Source organism: Pantoea sp. SORGH_AS_0659 (genome assembly GCF_031453915.1).
GTDB classification, from domain to species: Bacteria; Pseudomonadota; Gammaproteobacteria; order Enterobacterales; family Enterobacteriaceae; genus Pantoea; species Pantoea leporis.
Genome location: NZ_JAVJAK010000001.1, coordinates 770,330 through 787,816, shown reverse-complemented (window position 1 = coordinate 787,816; position 17,487 = coordinate 770,330). Strand labels below are relative to the sequence as shown.

Genomic DNA, 17,487 nt, shown 5'->3' with positions numbered 1-17,487 from the left:
GCGCCGCTACGGTTTCAGGCACGCAGTTGAATCTGCGGTCTGCCCTTCTCATCCTGCATCACCACATCCAACTCCGCCTGATACCAGCGCGTCAGCGTGTGTTCGGTCATCACCTCATTGGGTGCGCCTTCCGCCACCAGCTTGCCCTGATGCAGTAACAGCACGCGATCCGACCACAGCGACGCGAGGTTAAGATCGTGCAGCACGGTGCAGACGCTGAAGCGTCCGTTGCGCGTCAGACGATGCAGCAAACGCAAACTGTGCTGCTGCCAGAACAGATCCAGCGCGGAAGTGGGTTCGTCGAGAAACAGCCAGCCGCGTGGCCCGTCATCGTGCCACAGCTGAGCCAGCACGCGCGCCAGCTGTACGCGCTGCTGTTCCCCACCGGAAAGCGATCGATAATCGCGCTGTGCCAGCTCAAGGCTGCCGGTAATGTGCATCACCTCGTCAATCACCGCTTTGGATTGAGCGCGCGGCCAGGGCGCGCGGCCCATCGCCACCACATCGGCGGCGGGCAGCGGAAAACTCACGCTATTTTGCTGACGCATCACCGCGCGGCGCTGCGCCAGCGGTTCGCGCGGCCAACTGTTTAGCGGACGATCGCCGAGCCAGCACTCGCCCGCTTGCGGCGTGAGAAAGCCGGTCAGCAAGCGCAGCAGCGTGGATTTCCCCGCGCCGTTGGGGCCGATCAGCGCGATCATTTCGCCAGGCTGCAAAGTCAGGGAAACGTCGTCGATCAACGCGCGTGAGCCGTGGCTAAATCGCAGCCCGCGCGCCTGCATGCAGTCACTCATTCATCCCCCTTTGCTCACGCAGAATCAGCCAGAGAAACCACGGGCCGCCCAGCAGGCTGGTTAACAGGCCCACCGGCATTTCCGCTGGCACCACCACGGTGCGCGCCAGCGTATCGGCCAGCAGCAGCAAAATCGCGCCCGCCAGCGCCGAACCGGGCAGCATCCAGCGATGATCGCTGCCGAGACAGAAACGCATCAGGTGCGGCACCACTAAACCGACAAAGCCGATAATGCCACTCACCGCCACGGCGGTGCCTACCAGCAACGCGCTCAGCACCAGCAGCTGACGCTGCGTACGCTTAACGTCGATGCCCATGTAATGTGCATCCTCTTCGCCGAGTTGCAGCAAATTGAGACGACGCGCGCGCAGCTGAATCGCTATCAGCGCCGGCAGAATCAGCACCGCGCACACCGCCAGGCTCGGCCACTGCGCCGCACTCAAACTGCCCATGCCCCACAACGCCAACTGACGCAACTGCTGATCGTTACTCAGCCACGACAGCACGCCGACCGCCGCGCCGCATAAGGCATTGATGGCGATACCAACCAGCAGCAAGCGTGACAAATTACCCAGCGCCAGACGGCTAAAGCTGAAGATCAGCAGCGTCACCACCAAACTGCCCACAAAGGCCGCGAGTGTTGGCAGCCACAGCGCCAGCAGCGGCGGCAAGCCGAGCGGGATAACGATCGATATCGCCACCGCTAAACCCGCTCCGCTGCTAATGCCGAGCAAACCGGGATCGGCCAGCGGATTGCGAAACAATCCCTGCATCACCGCGCCGGACACCGCCAGCGCCATGCCGAGCAGCACCGCCAGCAGCACGCGCGGCAGACGGATGTTGATCCAGATTTGCCACGCCATATCGCTGAGCGGCGCACGCAACAAAGTGCGCATTGAAAGCGGCATCGCGCCGAAGTTGGCCGCCATCAGCATCACTATCAGCATGCAGATGGCCATCAAACCGAGCCAGCGCATCACGGATGTATTCGCCATATTTTTCCCCTAAATAATTCAAGATGCAGGACGGCAGCAAGTGTTCGAATCCCCAGGAGCTTACACAAGTAAGTGACTGGGGTAAGAACACGCAGCTAACGCGCCTGCGGCTTGAAGTATGACGGGGAAGCCGCTTCGGCTGCGTGGCGCAGTTTGATAATCGCGCCCGGCGTATCAAGGCCAAAGCTCAGCAGCGCCATCTCATCCACCACCAGCAACGCGCGATGCTGACCGGCTGGCGTCAGTGCCAAACCGGGCAGCGACCACACTTTCTCTTCGCCGCCCAGCGTACGCAGGCCATCTTCACCCACCACGATCAAATCCGGTGCCGCCGCAACCACGCCTTCCTGCGACAGCTGCTGATAGTGCGGCACCGCTGCCATCGCGTTGATCAGACCCGCGCTGCGAATCGCGCCGTCCGCGCCGGTTTGTGCCCCCGCTGCCTGAGTGCGCATGCCGCCGTGCGCCATGATAAACAGCACTTTGATCGGCAAAGGTTTTTGTGGGATCTGCGCGCGCTGCTTGTTGACCTTTTCAATCAACGCGTTGGCTTCCTCTTCACGATGCAGCGCCTTGCCGATGGTAGCGATTTTTTCCGCGATGGCGTCGAGGCTGTTTTTGCCGGTGACATCCACCACTTTTACGCCAGCTTGTGCCACTTGCTGCAGCACCAGCGACGGTTTTGCCAGCTCGCTGCTCAGCACCAGCGTCGGTTTCAGCGCCAGAATCCCTTCGGCATTCAACTGCCGCATATAACCAACATCCGGCAACTTGTTGGCCTGCGCCGGATGCTGACTGGTGCTGTCGCGCGCTACCAGATCCTGCTGCGCATCCAATGCATAGATGATTTGCGTGACGTCACCGCCAATCGAGATCACCCGCTCGGCCGCAACAGCAGGCAGCGCCAGCGCAGTTAGCAGCAACAGAAGTTTTCTCATGCTAACGCCTCCAGCGACATCACCTGCTCGCGCCAGCGCGCCTGCTCCGGCGTGCCTTCGCTGCGCTGACCGTACAACTGCGCGATCTGCGTGCCGTCGGCGGCAAACAGTTCCAGGCTGGTGACGAAGCCGTCGCCGCTCGGTTTGCGCGTCACCCAGCTTTCGCTGATGTGATCCGCCATCAAATGCAGTGTGAAGGTGGGATTGAAAATGTTGATCCAGTTATCCATCGGCATCAGCTTCTGCACCGCGCCGGTGAAGATCTGCGTGCAGCCACGGTTGCCGATAAAAATCATGATTTCATTGCCATCCTGCTGCGCCAGATCCAGCAGCTGCGCCAGCGAGTCATTACTCACCTGACGCGCCAGATCGTCCGCCACCGCGTGGAACGCCTGCGGGCGCGAGATGTTGTGACGCTTCAGCAGACCAAAGAACTGATGCACATCGGTGATGGCGCGCCATTCGGCTTCCACTTTGCTGGCATCAACCGTACCGCTGTATTGCGGCGCGCTGGCGGGCTGCGGATCTAGCGCCGCCGCGTTTTCCAGCACAAACGCCGAAATCAGCGCATCCCACGCGGCGCGATCGGTATTTTCAGTGGTGTAGATTTTCAGCACCGCATCAGCGTGGCGATCAAAAATCTGGATGCTTTGAAGTTCACCGTGGGCGCTCAGCTCACGCAGGAAGAACGCGCTGTGCCACTGATGCGGGAACAGACGCTGATCGAGCGCGCGCGGGTTGAGAATTAGTCCGGCGTGTTCGCCGAGGTGCAGGTTTTCATATTTGCCCACCTGCTCGTGAACCGCATATTCATTGCGGGTGATGCTTTTGGTTTCACCCACCGCCGCCAGTGCTGCCAGCAGCGCAGGGAAATCAGCTTTTAACGCCTTTGCATCCTGGCCGACACGCGCTTCACACAGCTGCGCTTCGCCAATGCCCATCAGCGCGGCGAGATCGCGCGCGTACTTTTTCGGATGCTCGCCTTTCAGCGCCAGATAGTGATCGTAACGTGAGTTCATTGCCTTGCTCCATGAAAATGCCCTGCGCTGCCGCAGGGCGAAAAGGGATTAGAAATCGACGTTCACACCCAACTGGAAGGTGCGGCCTGGCATCACCGCCAGGTTGATGTCGTTGCGTTCCTGGGCGTTGCTGCTGGTCAGCGTGCGGCTGCTGGTGTAATCCCAGTATTTGCGATCGGTAATGTTGTAGATACCGCCGCTCAGCTTGACGTTTTTCGTCGCCTGCCAGTAAGCCGTTGCATCCACCATGCCGTAACCCGGCACGCGCATATATTCCGTGGTGGAATCAGTGATCGCCGTGCCGGTGTTGGTGTAGCTTTCGCGGTTGGTCGCCGTAGCCTGCTTGCCTTTCACGAAGGTGGCGGTCAGCGCTGCGCCGTAGCCGCGCGCTTTGTCATCCCACGCCAGGCCAACAATCGCTTTCAATGGCGCGACGCTATCGAGATCGATGTACTTGTCACCGGCGTAGCTGGACTTGGATTTACCTTCGTTATAGCCCAGCGCAAAGGTGCTGCTCAGGCCATCGACCTGCGGGAACCAGGTGCCGTAATTCACTTTGGTGGATATCTCAGCACCATAAATGTAGGCCTTATCGCGGTTTTCAGCCTGATAGCTGGTGTAGATGTTGCTCGGGACGTTGACGAACATCTCCGGATTGGTGGCGCGGCGATAGCGGGTGTAGGCGATGAAGTTTTTGTACTGGTTATAGAACACCGAGGTGTTGACCGTTACGCCTTCTGTCGCCTGGCCTTTCAGGCCCCACTCAAAGTTGTTGCTGGTTTCGGTTTTCAGATCGGTGTTACCAATCAGCGCATATTGCGCGCTACCCGCATAGCTGGAACCCAGGTTCCATGAGCCATACAGCTGGCTGGTGGTAGGGAACTGCACGCCGCGTTTGTATTGCAGATAGGTGGTCAGCGCTGGCGTTAAATCGTACTGGAAGGTCAGCGATGGCAGCACCTGCGTATCGGAGTTAGTTTTGCCATACAGCGCATCAACCTGCTCTTCGGTCAGCACCGTGCTGCCGGTGGTGAGATCGCCGAGATTTTTCGGCTTAGTGCTTTGATACATCACGCGCACGCCGGGAATGACCGCGAAGTTGTGGCTATCAAGATCGAAATTGATCTTATCTTGCAGGTATCCTGCCACCGCGAAAGTGCGGCTGTCAGACTGCGGTTGGGTGATGGCGCTAAAGGCGCTCGGCGCTGGTTCCTGGCGGAACGGACGCTCGCTGTTGTCCAGGCGCGCATTGACACCGGCACTCAGCTCGTGGCGGCCCAGCGTTTTGGTGCCGCGCGTGTCGAAGCCATAGCTATCGACGTTGAAATCGGAATAGACAAAGCCGTACTGGCTGGCGCTGGTCGGCAGATAGGTATTGTCGTGCGCCTGAGTTTGCTGCCAGTAAAGGCGCGTGGTCAGCGTATCGATAAAGTCGTTGTACGGCGTCCACTCATCCGCCAGATTGATGCCCCAACGGCGCGTATCGCTCTGCTGCTGCGCGGTGCCCCAAACGGTGTTGCCGCTGGTGTCCCAGGTATCGTAATGGCTGTGGTTGGTTTTGTGGTAGTAATCAAAGGTAGCGCTCAGCTTGTGCTGATCGTTCGGCTGCCAGATCCCGGACGTCATAAAGGCGTCAGAGTGCCAGTTGGCCGGATAAGCCTGTTTCACGTCGCTGTTGTTGCGGGTTTCCTGGCCATCGCGACGGCTGTAAACAAACAGGCCGCGCAGCTCGTCATCGCCAGCAGCGGCGGTGATGCCGTTGTGCCAGCTGCGATTCGATGAGTCGTAATCGCTCTGGTAACCGAAATAAGTATTTTTGTCGCTGCTAAGGTAATCGTCAGCGGTTTTATTGTGGAACGAGACGTTACCGCCAATCGAGGTATTCGGCTGATCCACCGCCGTGGCGCCCTTCTCAATTTCAACGCTGCCGAACAGGTAGGGATCGATGTAATCGCGGCCAATACCAAAGGTGTTGTTGCCGGTGCGGCTGACGTAAGGGCGGCCGGTGGCATCGGGAATCGGAATGCCGTCGATATCCATGCCGACGCGATTACTCTCCAGACCACGAATGTTGTAACCGGTGTAACCCGCGCGGTCGAAACCGCTTTTACCGGCAGAGGATCCGCCGCTGGATCCGGTGGCGCTGATCAGCGGCTCATAACGCATGATCGAACCGAAATCGTTCGCACCGCGTTTTTGCAGCTCTTGTGCTGTGATGGTGGTTTTATTGCCGGCCTGCTGTTTTGGCGCGGTGACGGTGAGAACCGGTTCATTGCTGGTGCTATCGCTGGCGGCAAAGCTGCAAGCGGCATGAATAGCTGAAGATAAGATGGCAACTTTGGAAAGACGTTGCTGGGCTGTTCCCTGAAAGAGTGAAGACATGCGCGAAATACCTGGTTAATTGTTAGTATTCGCTCACTTGCTTGCTGCCGGAAAGTACGGACCTTGGTTAAAAGACCGTAAAAATTATGGACTTATTTTTTGTAATAAATGATGTCGAAAGGAATGTAATGCAAGTGGTAATCATTATCAACTAGCAGTAAGCTAAGATGTATCTTGGACCGCACATTTTGTTAACTTCATTATCTAAATGAGACACGTTATGTCACAGAAACCAGCGATTACCATTCATTACTGCACACAATGTAACTGGCTGCTGCGTTCCGCCTGGATGGCGCAGGAGTTGCTGCATACCTTTGCCGAGGATTTAAGCGCGGTAACGCTACAGCCGGGAACCGGCGGCGTGTTTGAGATTACCATTGATGGTCAGGTGATTTGGGAGCGTAAGCAGGAAGGCGGATTCCCGGATGCGGCAGCGCTGAAGCAGCGCGTGCGCGACGTCTGCTGGCCGGATCGCGCGTTGGGGCATGTGGATAAGAAGAAGAGTTGATTTGGGGTTCGTGCATTATCGGAATAAACGGATGTACGCGCACCTAAGGTCGTCATTCATGGCGACCTGCTAACTTTTAGCGATTTTTTCCGCCGCTTCCTTCAGCGCGCTGATCACTATCTCCAGCGCCTCATCCGAAATATCTTCCTGCGCCAGACGATGATTCAAGGTGTATTTGATCAGATGAATCGCCTGTTCAACCTGCGGAATGCTGCGGTTATTCACCAGAATCGCCAGCGAGGTTAATCGCTCGATAATCGCATTCACGTTGTCACGATTCTCCGCCAGCAGCGCCTCGCCGCCTTCATTCAGCGCATAGGCTTTACGCGATGCCTGCGCATCGACCACGCGAATCGCATCCATCTCTTCGAGCAGCGTCAGGTTGGGATAGATAATGCCGGGGCTGGGTGAATATTCCCCTTTGGAGAGCTCTTCAACCGATTTGATCAACTCATAACCGTGCGCAGAGCTCATGGCGAGAAAGTGCAGCATTAACAGGCGGATATCGCTGGCATCCAGCATCCGCTCCCGACGCTTCTTGCGTGCGCCTGCACAGACGGTGCGCTGTGCGTGATCGGACTGCCATGGAAAATCCCGCTGCTGTTTCATTGCCTTCCTGAGCGCTAATTAAGGGAGGTTGATAGTAGTCTGCCGCCTGGCAAAATTCAACACAGGCGGCAGCGCGCGCGGCGTTGGCGTTATTTTTGATGCCAATAGGCTACGGCGCGCACGAAATCGGTATGTGCACCGCGTCCCTGGGTGAAGTAATCGCTCAGCAGTTTCACCGCTTCGCCCTCGCCCGTCAGCCAGATGAAGTATTCAGTGGCAGGCAGCGCAATCCTATCCAGCTGCGCCTTAATCGGTGTTAGGTTATCGGCCTGCATGGTGCCGCTGCCCAACCAACTCACCTGCACATTTGGCAGATCACCGAGATAATCGCGGCCGGTGGCTTCATCGGCATAGGCCAGCAGGTGAATTTCCTGCGCCTGGATTTCGCTGTAACGACGTTTAAAGGCGGGCAGACCGGTCTCATCACAGACGTAAATCTGGCAGGCGTAATCCGCCGGGATCACCAACGAACCGCGCGGACCGCCCATCGCGATTTGATCGCCCACTTTGGCTTGGTTTGCCCAGCTGCTGGCAACGCCGCCATCGTGGATGTAGAAATCGATGGTCAGAGAATCGACGCCGTTAAATTCCAGCGGCGTGTAATCACGCGCGGCAGGACGCACACCATTCGGCCAAACGATGCCTTCGTCGGTGATCTGCGGCAGCGCCAGCTCTGCACCAGCATGTTCCGGGAAGAACACTTTGATGTGATCGTCAAACGATGGCGAGTTGAAGCCGGCCAGATCGCTGCCGTTGAAAACAATGCGCCAGAATTCACCGGCAATCAGCGTCTTGCTGACCACGCTGATGTGGCGGAAACGCAGTTCATTGCGCACACGACGTGGCACGCGTTCGGAAGGGTGAGTTTGCAAGTGGTGTCTCCCTAAAAGATAGTGAAAGTCATTCTCATCTGATGGGGAGAGAATAGTTATGATATATCTTCGACGCAATGCCGAAAAATGCTATTGGAAAATTGGCACGTTAAAACAGCGCGATAAATCGCGCCGCTACGATGAAGAGCAGTTAGGGATAAGGTGCAAATGACAAGCAGAAAGTGTAGCGGCGCAATGTATTGCGCAATACATAAATGCGTTTGACTGCCGAGACCGCGCTTAGATTGCAGCGGTCACGGATTTTAAAAACGGATTACGCCTGGCGATTGCCGCAGGTCACGAAACTGCCATCATCCTGGCTATGTTTCGGCAGCACATTGTCGCCCAGAATTTCATGCTGCGCACAATGCGGTTGATGCGGATGCAGTCCGCCCGGCGGTGAAAAAGGCTCAGCCATTTGTGCACTTGCCAGCGAAGAAAACGCTACAAGCGCTGTCATGAGGAACAACGGTAGAAGTCGCATAATTTTTTTGTCTGTTCACTATAGCGGCCCGGAATGGACCAGAAATGCAGGTGATTATCCAGCCTGATGTGTGGCGGCTGGTGATTTACGCGGCCAATCAGGTTTCGATGAAGAATTTTACGCTTATTACGCCAGTGAGTTTATAAAATCGTGCGGTTTGTCACGGTTTACCGCACTAATTATGCATTACTTATCCGTCACCGGAATATAGAAGGTGCCTTGCAGCAGATCGGGCGTGCTGTATTTCAAATCCAGCTTAAGCAAATCTTTGCCCGCACGGCGTGCCACGCCCAGCGCTGGCAAATGGTTGTAGTAAATCTCTGCGGTGAACGCGTTGATCTCTTCCGGCGCGCCGTGCCAGTCAATCTCCGCATACAAACCACTCTCGCCGGTCCAGTTCTGCACGTTACGCGGCAGCACATCGGCGTATTGACTCTCCAGCGCCTGGAACAGGCTGATGTGTTGCTGGTCGGCAGAATGCACGCCCGGACTGAACTGAAAGCCCAGCCAGCCGCGGTTCACATGCTGACCGGCAAAAGCGATGAAATCGCGCGTATGCTGCGCCACCACATGATTTTGATGATCGATGTATTCCCCGAAACGGCATTCCCACTCAATCACTTCGCCACACAGCTGAATCTCCGGCTTCTGCGCCAGACGCGCATTGACCCACTCACGCTGCGTGGAGATGCGGCTGTGGAAATCCTTCATCAGCATTTCCGGAATGCGACGATAAGCACCCGGCGTCATCGAGAAGTGACTTTTAAACACACGGGTAAAATTCTGCTGATTATCAAAACCAAAGCGCACCGCAATATCGATCAGCGGCATGCTGGTCAGACGCAGCGCCATCGCCGCCATGGTCAGACGACGTTTGCGCGTGTAGGACGCCAGCGTTTGTCCGGTCATCTCTTTGAACATGCGCTGCATGTGCCATTTGGAGTAACCGGATTTCAGGGTAATCAGATCGATGTTGAGCTCGTCGGTCAGGTTCGCTTCTATCCAGTCCACCAGATCATTGATGTACTGTTTTTTTACATTCAGGCTGAGCATGATTTTGATAGTCGAATGAGGTGGTTAACGTCATGAATTTGCGTTATTCGTCACATAAATATAACAAAAACGTATTACCAACGTAAGGAAGAGTAAAGGTAGCGCAGCGGGAAAAGCATTAATTGCTTAGGTTACTAACGTTTTTATCGCGCACGAAAAGAAAAAGGTCGTCACGAATGACGACCTTACGGTGATATCAACAGATTGAAGCGGTGCGCGGGCTCAGTGCGAACGCATGCCCGCTGCCGTCATCATCATACGAAACAGTGATGCCACCACACCGAGTGCCAGCACGCTTGCGCCGTAAATGACTACCAGCCACATCACCTGCTTCCACCACGGAATCTTCGTTTCAGAGTGAGTTTTCATGTTGCTGACCTCGGTTTTCATATCAATGGTATCCTTCGTCGGCTTTGATTTTTCCGCGGAACACGTAGTAACTCCAGAAGGTGTAACCCAGAATTACCGGAATAATCAGCAAGCCGCCCACCAGCATAAACGCCTGGCTGCTCGCCGGAGACGCCGCCTGCCAGATAGTGATTGACGGTGGAATGATGTTCGGCCAGATGCTGATACCGAGGCCCGAGAAGCCAAGGAAAATCAGCGCCAATGTCAGGATGAACGGCGAGTAATGCGCTTCACGTTTGATGGCGCGCACAATCCCCCACGAACACAGCACCACCAGTACCGGAACCGGCAGGAACCAGAACAGGTTCGGACGCGAGAACCAGCGCTGCGCGATATCCGCGTGCGTCAGCGGCGTCCAGATACTGATAATGCCCACCACCAGCAGCAACGTCAGCGTCAGCGGCGTCGCCAGCGCAGACATTTTACGGTGCAGATCGTGTTCGGTTTTCATGATCAGCCAGGTACAACCCAGCAGTGCATAGGCGATGACCAGACCGACGCCGCAGAACAGCGGGAACGGCGCTAACCAGCTCATCGCTGAACCCGCATATTCACGGCCCACCACCGGGAAACCATTCAGGATAGCGCCCACGGCGACGCCCTGACTGAAGGTGGCCAGCAGTGAACCGGCAATGAATGACTTATCCCAGAACGCACGGTGTTCTAGCGTGGCTTTAAAGCGGAACTCAAACGCGACGCCACGGAAGATCAGGCCAATCAGCATCGCCGTCAAAGGAATCGACAGCGCATCCAGCAACACCGAGTAGGCCAGCGGGAACGCGCCATACAGCGCCGCGCCGCCCAGCACCAGCCAGGTTTCGTTGCCATCCCAAACCGGGGCAACGGTATTAACCATCATGTCGCGCTCGATGGGATCTTTATTGAACGGCAACAGCAGGCCAATGCCGAGATCGAAACCATCCATCACGATGTACATCAAGGTGCCAAACACGATGATGGCAAACCAGATAATTGAAAAGTCGATCATCTTAGTGCTCCCCACTCTTTTCGCTATGGGTTTTGGCCGCCGACAACGGACGCGCTGGCGTGTGATGCTGACCCGGACCACCGTGATCAACCTCTTTACCTTCGCCGGTCACCGGACCCTCTTTGATCAGACGCATCATGTAGAGGTAACCGACACCAAACACCGACGAGTAGACCAGAATGAACGCCAGCAGGCTGATGCTCATGTGCATATCGCCATGTGCCGAGACCGCATCAATGGTGCGCTGCACGCCATATACCACCCACGGCTGACGCCCAATCTCGGTGGTAAACCAACCGGCCAGAATGGCGATCAAACCCGATGGACCCATCAGCAGCGTGAACCACAGGAACGGACGCGAGTGATACAAACGGCCTTTGAAACGCAGCCACAAAGACACCACGCCGAGCGTAATCATCAGCAGGCCCAGCGCCACCATCACGCGGAATGACCAGAAGATGATGGTGGAGTTTGGACGGTCCTCTTTCGGGAAGCTCTTCAGCGCAGGAATTTGCTTCTCCAGGCTGTGCGTCAGAATCAGGCTGCCGAGGTACGGGATTTCCAGCGCGTACTTGGTGCGCTCCTGCTCCATATCCGGCACACCGAACAGAATCAGCGGCGTGGCTTCACCCGGCTTGTTTTCCCAGTGTCCTTCAATTGCCGCGATTTTCGCAGGCTGATGCTCAAGGGTGTTCAGGCCGTGCGCATCACCGATCATCGCCTGAATCGGTGCCACGATCAGCGCCATCCACAGCGCCATCGAGAACATCTTACGAATCGCTGGATTGTCATTACCGCGCAGTAAATGCCATGCGCCCGACGCGCCGACAAAGAAGGCGCTGGCCAGGAAGGCACCGACCGACATGTGAAACAAGCGATAAGGGAACGAGGGGTTGAAGATGATTTTCAGCCAATCTTCCGGTACCACGATGCCGTTCTGGATGATGTAGCCCTGCGGCGTATGCATCCAGCTGTTTGACGCCAGAATCCAGAAGGTGGAGAAGATGGTGCCGAGCGCGACCATGCAGGTTGCAAAGAAGTGCAAGCCCGGACCGACGCGGTTCCAGCCAAACAGCATCACGCCAAGGAAGCCCGCTTCAAGGAAAAAGGCGGTTAACACTTCATAGGTGAGCAGCGGGCCGGTGATACTGCCAGCAAACTGTGAGAAACCGCTCCAGTTAGTACCGAACTGGTACGCCATCACCAATCCGGATACCACGCCCATGCCGAAGTTAACGGCAAACGCTTTTGACCAGAAATGGTAGAGATCGCGATAGGTCTCGTTACGGGTTTTCAGCCACATCCCTTCAAGCACCGCCAGGAAACTGGCGAGACCGATGGTGATGGCTGGAAAGATAATATGGAAGGAAACAGTAAATGCGAACTGAATCCTGGCCAGATGAAAGGCGTCTAATCCAAACATTGCTTACCTCATTGCCACAAATTACACCGAATTTTTACTTATAATTAACAAGCAGAGCGCAGCGGTTATTTCGCCGTGCTTAAAGAAATGTCGCGCCAATGTAAAAGGAAGTGGTGCGAACAAAAAGATACAGGGGAAGTCGGTAAAACTATAACAGTGTTTTTTGATTTCGATCATTGTTTTCAGCAGAAACTAATACTTTAAAAATCACGACTTTAAGGTTAATCACCCTCATTCATTGTGACAATATTGTTATTGTTTTCCGCCTATTCCCGCTGTGCTTATCAGGTAAGCACTTCATTTATTTATTTTTTAGTGCGAAGAAAAATGGCGTTATTTACGGTAAATACGTTGAGCATGTAAATATTTCCGGACAGCGCAGGATGATCAGGATTGTTAATTAAAAGCTAATATTTTTAGAACAAAAAGATATATTTCTGCTGTTTATTAAACAGGTGATGTAAACGCAGTGACGTTAACCTACTGCGGCATGGTATTTGCCAGCGGCGACAAGCTGTGCTTTTTTAGAGCAGTAATCAACCAGTTAAACAGCGAAGGAGAGGTTATGGCCCGTCTTACTGCACAGGATTTCCCTCAGGAACTGCTCGAGCTTTACGATTACTACGCGCACGGCAAAATCAGCAAACGCGAATTTATCGCGATGGCGGCGAAATTCACCATCGCCGGCATGACCGGCGCCACGCTGCTCAGCGCCATGAGCCCCAATTATGCGCTGGCGCAGCAGGTGGAATTTACCGATCCGGCGATCAAACCGGAATACATTCACTATCCGTCACCGCAAGGTCACGGCGAGGTGCGCGGCTATCTGGTGCGACCGGCCAATGCATCCGGCAAAGTGCCTGCGGTGGTAGTGGTGCACGAGAATCGTGGCCTCAATCCCTACATCGAAGACGTGGCGCGACGGGTAGCGAAAGCCGGTTACATCGCGCTGGCGCCTGATGGTTTGAGCTCGCTGGGCGGTTATCCGGGGAATGATGATGAAGGCAAAGTGATGCAGGCCAAAGTCGACCCCACCAAGTTGATGAATGACTTCTTCGCCGCGATTGATTTCCTGATGCACCACGAGGAAGGCACCGGCAAAGTGGGTATCACCGGCTTCTGCTACGGCGGCGGCGTAGCCAATGCGGCGGCCGTCGCGTTTCCTGATTTGGCCTGCGCGGTACCGTTCTACGGCCGTCAGCCTAAAGCGGAAGATGTGCCGCGCATCAAAGCGCCGCTGTTGCTGCACTACGCCGCGCTGGATAAAGGCATCAACGAAGGTTGGCCAGCCTATGAAGAGGCGTTGAAAGCCAATCACAAAATCTATGAAGGCTATGTTTATCCCGGTGTGAATCATGGCTTCCACAATGATTCGACGCCGCGTTATGACAAAGCCGCCGCCGAATTAGCGTGGAGCCGCACGCTGGGTTGGTTTGAGAAGTATTTACGCGCTTGAGCGTGCGGCGGTCGCCATAAATGGCGGCCCTTCTCAATGCGCCTTCAAAATCCGATGCACATTGCTCTCCAGCCAATCCGCCAGTCCGGTCACCTGCCCTTCCACTTCGCGGCCTAACGACGTCAAACGATACTCAACGTGCGGTGGCACCACGTCATAGGCAATGCGTTCAACAAAACCATCCTCTTCCATATAGCGCAGCGTCTGCGCCAGCATACGTTCGCTGACGCCGCCAATCTTGCGGCGCAACTCGCTAAAACGCAGGGTTTCTTCACGCAGCGCCAGCAAAATCAGTACGCTCCAGCGGCTGGTAATGCGCTTCAACACGTCGCGTGACGGGCAATTCACGTTAAGCAACTCACCGCGCGTAAACTTTTCACTCAACTTTTCAGACATTTAACTCAGCTTCTCCAAACTAACCAATATGTAAGTACTTACTAAAAGTAAGTTTATCGCTTAGGCTGTTTTCATACCAGTTCAACAGGAGAACAACATGATTGCGATTACAGGTGCCACAGGCCAACTGGGCCGTCTGGTGATTAACGCGTTATTGAAAAAAGTGCCGGCTAGCGAAATCATTGCGGCGGTGCGTTCGCCCGAGAAAGCGGCCGATCTGCAGGCGCTGGGCGTAACGCTGCGAGCGGCGGATTACAGCCAACCGGAAACGCTGCAAAGCGCCTTCGCCGGTGTCGATAAACTGCTGCTGATCTCTTCCAGTGAAGTCGGCCAGCGTGAAGTGCAGCACAAGGCGGTGATCGATGCGGCTAAAGCCGCCGGCGTTGGCTTTATCGCCTACACCAGCTTACTGCATGCCGATACCTCGCCGTTGGGTTTAGGCGTTGAGCATCGTGCGACTGAAGCCCAGCTGAAAGCCTCAGGCATTCCTTTCGCGCTGCTGCGTAACGGCTGGTACACCGAAAACTACGCGGCGAGTATTGCGCCCGCGCTGGCGCATCATGCCTTTATTGGTGCGGTCGGCGAAGGTCGCATCGCTTCCGCGGCGCGCGCTGACTATGCGGCGGCAGCGGCCGAAGTGATCAGCCGTGACGATCAGGCGGGCAAGGTGTATGAACTGGCTGGCGACGACAGCTACACGCTGGCGCAGTTCAGCGCCGAGATTGCTAAACAGTCTGGCGAGCAAGTGGATTACATCAATCTGCCACAAGCCGAATTTGCCGCCGCGCTGAAAGGTGCCGGTTTGCCAGAGGGCTTGTCAGAGATGCTGGCAGATTCAGATGCCGGCGCCGAAAAAGGCGGTTTGTTTGACGATAGCCATACGCTAAGCAAACTGATTGGCCGCCCCACCACGCCGTATGCGGACGTGATAAAGGCGGCGTTGCAGAAGTAAGGTGCGGCCTGATGCCCTCACTCCGACCCTCTCCCACGGGGAGAGGGAGTCGCTGCCACATTTTAGCTCTATCGGTTCCCTCTCCCGCCTGCGGGAGAGGGTTAGGGTGAGGGAAATACAGCTCAATCTCCGCTGCGTTTGCCATAAATTGATCAAGCCATTCCACGCTTTTTTGCGCAAATTTTAGCGATTTTCTTAAATACAGATATTTCTGTGCAGCTATTTAAACATCCATCCTAAAAGCCGCTTTCATTTCCTGAAATATAGTCCGTTGTAATCACTGAAAAATCATAAAAACACCGGATCCATCGACATGATTTATTACGTTCATAGATAAATCGCATTGTTGTTTCGCCCGTTCAGAGCTCTATAATTTGTTCTTTACGCATTCAAGAATTTACCAGGAGGCTGCTATTAATACTAACCAACAGCAATATAACGCTTTCGAGGATCGACGCGCTGATGCTGAACTGGAGTATCAATATAATCCTCACGAGTTCGTTCGCGAAGGTATGCAGGATTCGGAGCCGGAACCCGAGCTGATTGAAGGTTTGCCCGCGCCGGATGCGCTGACGCCTGCCGATCGCTACATGGAACTGTTTGAGCAGGTACAGACATCGCACATATTTGCTGACAGTAAAACGTTTCCGGACTGCGCACCAAAATTCGATCCGCTGGATATTTTAATCCGTTTTCGTCGCCGTAAACGCGCAGCGGGTTTTGATCTGGAAGCATTCGTGCACGAACATTTTTATTCACCTCAGGTGAATGAGAGCTTTTATGTTTCCAATCCAGATAAAACCTTAACCGAACATATTGACGATCTGTGGCCGGTGTTAACCAAAATGCCACAGCAACATTTAGCGCACTCATCGCTGCTGCCGTTGCCGAAACCTTACGTGGTGCCCGGCGGCCGATTTGGAGAAACCTATTACTGGGACTCCTACTTCAGCATGCTCGGCCTCGCCGATGCAGGCCGCGACGATCTGCTGCGCCATATGGCGGATAACTTCGCCTGGCTGATTGATAACTACGGTCACGTGCCGAACGGCAACCGTACTTACTACCTCAGCCGTTCGCAGCCGCCGGTGTTTGCGCTGATGGTGGAACTGTTTGAAGAGGATGGCATTCGCGGCGCGAAACGCTATCTCGATCAGCTGATGAAAGAGTACCAGTTCTGGATGGACGGCGCGGGTGAGCTGATGCCGCATCAGGCCTATCGCCACGTGGTGCGCATGCCAGATGGTTCGCTACTCAACCGTTACTGGGACGATCGCGACACGCCGCGCGATGAGTCGTGGCTGGAAGATATTGAAACCGCGAAGAAATCAGGTCGTCCGGCCAACGAGGTTTATCGCGATCTGCGTGCCGGTGCCGCATCGGGCTGGGACTACTCTTCACGCTGGCTGCGCGATCCGCAGCGTCTGGCGAGTATCCGCACCACGCAATTTATTCCGATCGATCTCAACGCATTCCTCTACAAGCTGGAGCTGATGATTTCGACGCTGTCACATGCCAAAGGTGAAGAGCTCACGGCGCTGGCGTGGCAGAAAAAAGCCGATGCGCGTAAGCAGGCGATTCATCGCTATCTGTGGGATAACACTGCCGGGGTGTACCGCGATTACGACTGGCGTCGCGAACGCTTTGGCGCCTTCACCGCTGCTGCGGTGGTGCCGCTGTTCCTCGGCCTCGCCTCGCCCGAGCAGGCGCACCTGCAGGCCGTTGCGCTGCGTCATCTGTTACTGACGCAAGGCGGCTTGTTAACCTCGATGGTGGAGAGCGGCGAACAATGGGATAAACCCAATGCCTGGGCGCCGTTGCAGTGGATGGCGGTGGTCGGTTTGAATCACTACGGTGAAGAGACGCTGGCGACAGAAATTGCCGTTAACTGGCTGAATACGGTGAATAATTTCTATTCACTGCATCATAAGCTGGTGGAGAAATATGACATCAGCGGCGATCGCGCCCGTCCGGGTGGTGGTGGCGAGTATCCGCTGCAGGACGGCTTCGGCTGGACTAATGGCGTCACCCGCAGATTGATGACCATGTATGGGCATTTGCTGGCGGATTGAGATTGGTGCGGCTTGATGCCTTCACCCTGGCCCTCTCTCACTGGGAGAGGGAAATGCTGCCATAAGTAAGCTCGATGGGCCTGAGGAGAGGGAAACGCTGCCACATATCCACACGTATTCGCTCGATCGGTCCCCTCTC

Annotated in this window: 18 protein-coding genes; 5 read left to right on the top strand and 13 right to left on the bottom strand. The window is 55.4% G+C overall.

Annotation, left to right across the window (positions count from 1 at the left end; all coding sequences use genetic code 11):
* Positions 1-14 precede the first annotated feature (14 nt).
* From Q3H59_RS03875 to Q3H59_RS03855, 5 genes are all read right to left on the bottom strand, one after another.
* Positions 15-794, bottom strand: a complete 780-nt coding sequence (locus tag Q3H59_RS03875; protein WP_101761895.1) for a heme ABC transporter ATP-binding protein — start codon at positions 792-794, stop codon at positions 15-17.
* Positions 787-1,788 (bottom strand): iron ABC transporter permease, encoded by a 1,002-nt coding sequence (locus Q3H59_RS03870; RefSeq protein WP_192412072.1) that lies wholly within the window; start codon positions 1,786-1,788, stop codon positions 787-789. The genes Q3H59_RS03875 and Q3H59_RS03870 overlap by 8 nt, the downstream gene beginning before the upstream one ends.
* Before the next feature lie 95 nt (positions 1,789-1,883).
* Entirely contained in the window at positions 1,884-2,726 is an 843-nt protein-coding gene (locus Q3H59_RS03865) for a hemin ABC transporter substrate-binding protein (protein WP_101761893.1), read from the bottom strand.
* Complete coding sequence (locus Q3H59_RS03860) at positions 2,723-3,745, bottom strand: ChuX/HutX family heme-like substrate-binding protein (protein ID WP_309833344.1); 1,023 nt, start codon at positions 3,743-3,745, stop codon at positions 2,723-2,725. The genes Q3H59_RS03865 and Q3H59_RS03860 overlap by 4 nt, the downstream gene beginning before the upstream one ends.
* Before the next feature lie 48 nt (positions 3,746-3,793).
* Positions 3,794-6,127, bottom strand: a complete 2,334-nt coding sequence (locus Q3H59_RS03855) for a TonB-dependent receptor domain-containing protein (RefSeq protein ID WP_192412074.1) — start codon at positions 6,125-6,127, stop codon at positions 3,794-3,796.
* A 220-nt stretch (positions 6,128-6,347) separates the two neighbouring features.
* On the opposite strand from Q3H59_RS03855, the gene Q3H59_RS03850 reads away from it, so the two are divergent.
* Complete coding sequence (locus Q3H59_RS03850; protein WP_192412075.1) at positions 6,348-6,635, top strand: SelT/SelW/SelH family protein; 288 nt, start codon at positions 6,348-6,350, stop codon at positions 6,633-6,635.
* 69 nt (positions 6,636-6,704) lie between these two features.
* Here Q3H59_RS03850 and Q3H59_RS03845 read toward each other — a convergent pair whose 3' ends face one another.
* The 3 genes from Q3H59_RS03845 to Q3H59_RS03835 all read right to left on the bottom strand — a co-directional run bounded on the left by Q3H59_RS03845 (position 6,705) and on the right by Q3H59_RS03835 (position 8,534).
* Positions 6,705-7,244, bottom strand: a complete 540-nt coding sequence (locus tag Q3H59_RS03845; protein WP_192412076.1) for a PadR family transcriptional regulator — start codon at positions 7,242-7,244, stop codon at positions 6,705-6,707.
* Between the two features lie 89 nt (positions 7,245-7,333).
* Positions 7,334-8,116: a siderophore-interacting protein gene (locus Q3H59_RS03840; RefSeq protein WP_192412077.1), complete on the bottom strand. Its 783-nt coding sequence runs from the start codon at positions 8,114-8,116 to the stop codon at positions 7,334-7,336.
* Positions 8,117-8,390: 274 nt separating this feature from the next.
* The gene (locus Q3H59_RS03835) at positions 8,391-8,534 is read right to left on the bottom strand and encodes a hypothetical protein (RefSeq protein WP_167391184.1); all 144 of its coding nucleotides are present in this window, start codon (positions 8,532-8,534) and stop codon (positions 8,391-8,393) included.
* Here Q3H59_RS03835 and Q3H59_RS24680 point away from each other — a divergent pair, their 5' ends adjacent.
* Complete coding sequence (locus tag Q3H59_RS24680; RefSeq protein WP_137386906.1) at positions 8,535-8,591, top strand: SEC-C metal-binding domain-containing protein; 57 nt, start codon at positions 8,535-8,537, stop codon at positions 8,589-8,591.
* 195 nt (positions 8,592-8,786) lie between these two features.
* Here Q3H59_RS24680 and Q3H59_RS03830 read toward each other — a convergent pair whose 3' ends face one another.
* The 4 genes from Q3H59_RS03830 to Q3H59_RS03815 all read right to left on the bottom strand — a co-directional run bounded on the left by Q3H59_RS03830 (position 8,787) and on the right by Q3H59_RS03815 (position 12,472).
* Positions 8,787-9,653 carry a helix-turn-helix domain-containing protein gene (locus tag Q3H59_RS03830; protein WP_309833340.1) on the bottom strand — a complete coding sequence of 289 codons (867 nt, stop codon included), beginning with the start codon at positions 9,651-9,653 and terminating at the stop codon, positions 8,787-8,789.
* Between the two features lie 222 nt (positions 9,654-9,875).
* A complete protein-coding gene (locus Q3H59_RS03825; RefSeq protein WP_101761885.1) occupies positions 9,876-10,043 on the bottom strand; it encodes a DUF2474 domain-containing protein in 168 nt (55 codons plus the stop codon).
* A 1-nt stretch (position 10,044) separates the two neighbouring features.
* A complete protein-coding gene (gene cydB, locus Q3H59_RS03820) occupies positions 10,045-11,049 on the bottom strand; it encodes a cytochrome d ubiquinol oxidase subunit II (protein ID WP_064738586.1) in 1,005 nt (334 codons plus the stop codon).
* A gap of 1 nt (position 11,050) precedes the next feature.
* The gene (locus Q3H59_RS03815) at positions 11,051-12,472 is read right to left on the bottom strand and encodes a cytochrome ubiquinol oxidase subunit I (RefSeq protein WP_101761884.1); all 1,422 of its coding nucleotides are present in this window, start codon (positions 12,470-12,472) and stop codon (positions 11,051-11,053) included.
* 565 nt (positions 12,473-13,037) lie between these two features.
* On the opposite strand from Q3H59_RS03815, the gene yghX reads away from it, so the two are divergent.
* Entirely contained in the window at positions 13,038-13,928 is an 891-nt protein-coding gene (gene yghX / locus Q3H59_RS03810; protein WP_137386438.1) for a YghX family hydrolase, read from the top strand.
* 33 nt (positions 13,929-13,961) lie between these two features.
* On the opposite strand, the gene Q3H59_RS03805 is transcribed toward yghX, so the two are convergent.
* On the bottom strand, positions 13,962-14,324 hold the full coding sequence (locus Q3H59_RS03805) for a helix-turn-helix domain-containing protein (RefSeq protein WP_101761882.1): 363 nt from the start codon (positions 14,322-14,324) through the stop codon (positions 13,962-13,964).
* A 97-nt stretch (positions 14,325-14,421) separates the two neighbouring features.
* Between Q3H59_RS03805 and Q3H59_RS03800 the strand changes: the two genes are divergently transcribed.
* Positions 14,422-15,276 carry an SDR family oxidoreductase gene (locus Q3H59_RS03800; RefSeq protein WP_110867251.1) on the top strand — a complete coding sequence of 285 codons (855 nt, stop codon included), beginning with the start codon at positions 14,422-14,424 and terminating at the stop codon, positions 15,274-15,276.
* Between the two features lie 413 nt (positions 15,277-15,689).
* Positions 15,690-17,348, top strand: a complete 1,659-nt coding sequence (gene treF / locus Q3H59_RS03795) for an alpha,alpha-trehalase TreF (protein WP_192236543.1) — start codon at positions 15,690-15,692, stop codon at positions 17,346-17,348.
* Positions 17,349-17,487: the final 139 nt, after the last annotated feature.

Bases quoted from the DNA above. Each gene is read 5' to 3' on its own strand.
- Q3H59_RS03870 (WP_192412072.1), bottom strand. From the start codon at position 1,788: ATGGCGAATACATCCGTGATGCGCTGGCTCGGTTTGATGGCCATCTGC.
- Q3H59_RS03815 (WP_101761884.1), bottom strand. From the start codon at position 12,472: ATGTTTGGATTAGACGCCTTTCATCTGGCCAGGATTCAGTTCGCATTT.
- Q3H59_RS03860 (WP_309833344.1), bottom strand. From the start codon at position 3,745: ATGAACTCACGTTACGATCACTATCTGGCGCTGAAAGGCGAGCATCCG.
- Q3H59_RS03875 (WP_101761895.1), bottom strand. From the start codon at position 794: ATGAGTGACTGCATGCAGGCGCGCGGGCTGCGATTTAGCCACGGCTCA.
- Q3H59_RS03800 (WP_110867251.1), top strand. From the start codon at position 14,422: ATGATTGCGATTACAGGTGCCACAGGCCAACTGGGCCGTCTGGTGATT.
- Q3H59_RS03830 (WP_309833340.1), bottom strand. From the start codon at position 9,653: ATGCTCAGCCTGAATGTAAAAAAACAGTACATCAATGATCTGGTGGAC.
- Q3H59_RS03805 (WP_101761882.1), bottom strand. From the start codon at position 14,324: ATGTCTGAAAAGTTGAGTGAAAAGTTTACGCGCGGTGAGTTGCTTAAC.
- cydB (WP_064738586.1), bottom strand. From the start codon at position 11,049: ATGATCGACTTTTCAATTATCTGGTTTGCCATCATCGTGTTTGGCACC.
- yghX (WP_137386438.1), top strand. From the start codon at position 13,038: ATGGCCCGTCTTACTGCACAGGATTTCCCTCAGGAACTGCTCGAGCTT.
- Q3H59_RS03825 (WP_101761885.1), bottom strand. From the start codon at position 10,043: ATGAAAACCGAGGTCAGCAACATGAAAACTCACTCTGAAACGAAGATT.
- Q3H59_RS03845 (WP_192412076.1), bottom strand. From the start codon at position 7,244: ATGAAACAGCAGCGGGATTTTCCATGGCAGTCCGATCACGCACAGCGC.
- Q3H59_RS03865 (WP_101761893.1), bottom strand. From the start codon at position 2,726: ATGAGAAAACTTCTGTTGCTGCTAACTGCGCTGGCGCTGCCTGCTGTT.
- Q3H59_RS03850 (WP_192412075.1), top strand. From the start codon at position 6,348: ATGTCACAGAAACCAGCGATTACCATTCATTACTGCACACAATGTAAC.
- Q3H59_RS03835 (WP_167391184.1), bottom strand. From the start codon at position 8,534: ATGGCTGAGCCTTTTTCACCGCCGGGCGGACTGCATCCGCATCAACCG.
- Q3H59_RS03855 (WP_192412074.1), bottom strand. From the start codon at position 6,127: ATGTCTTCACTCTTTCAGGGAACAGCCCAGCAACGTCTTTCCAAAGTT.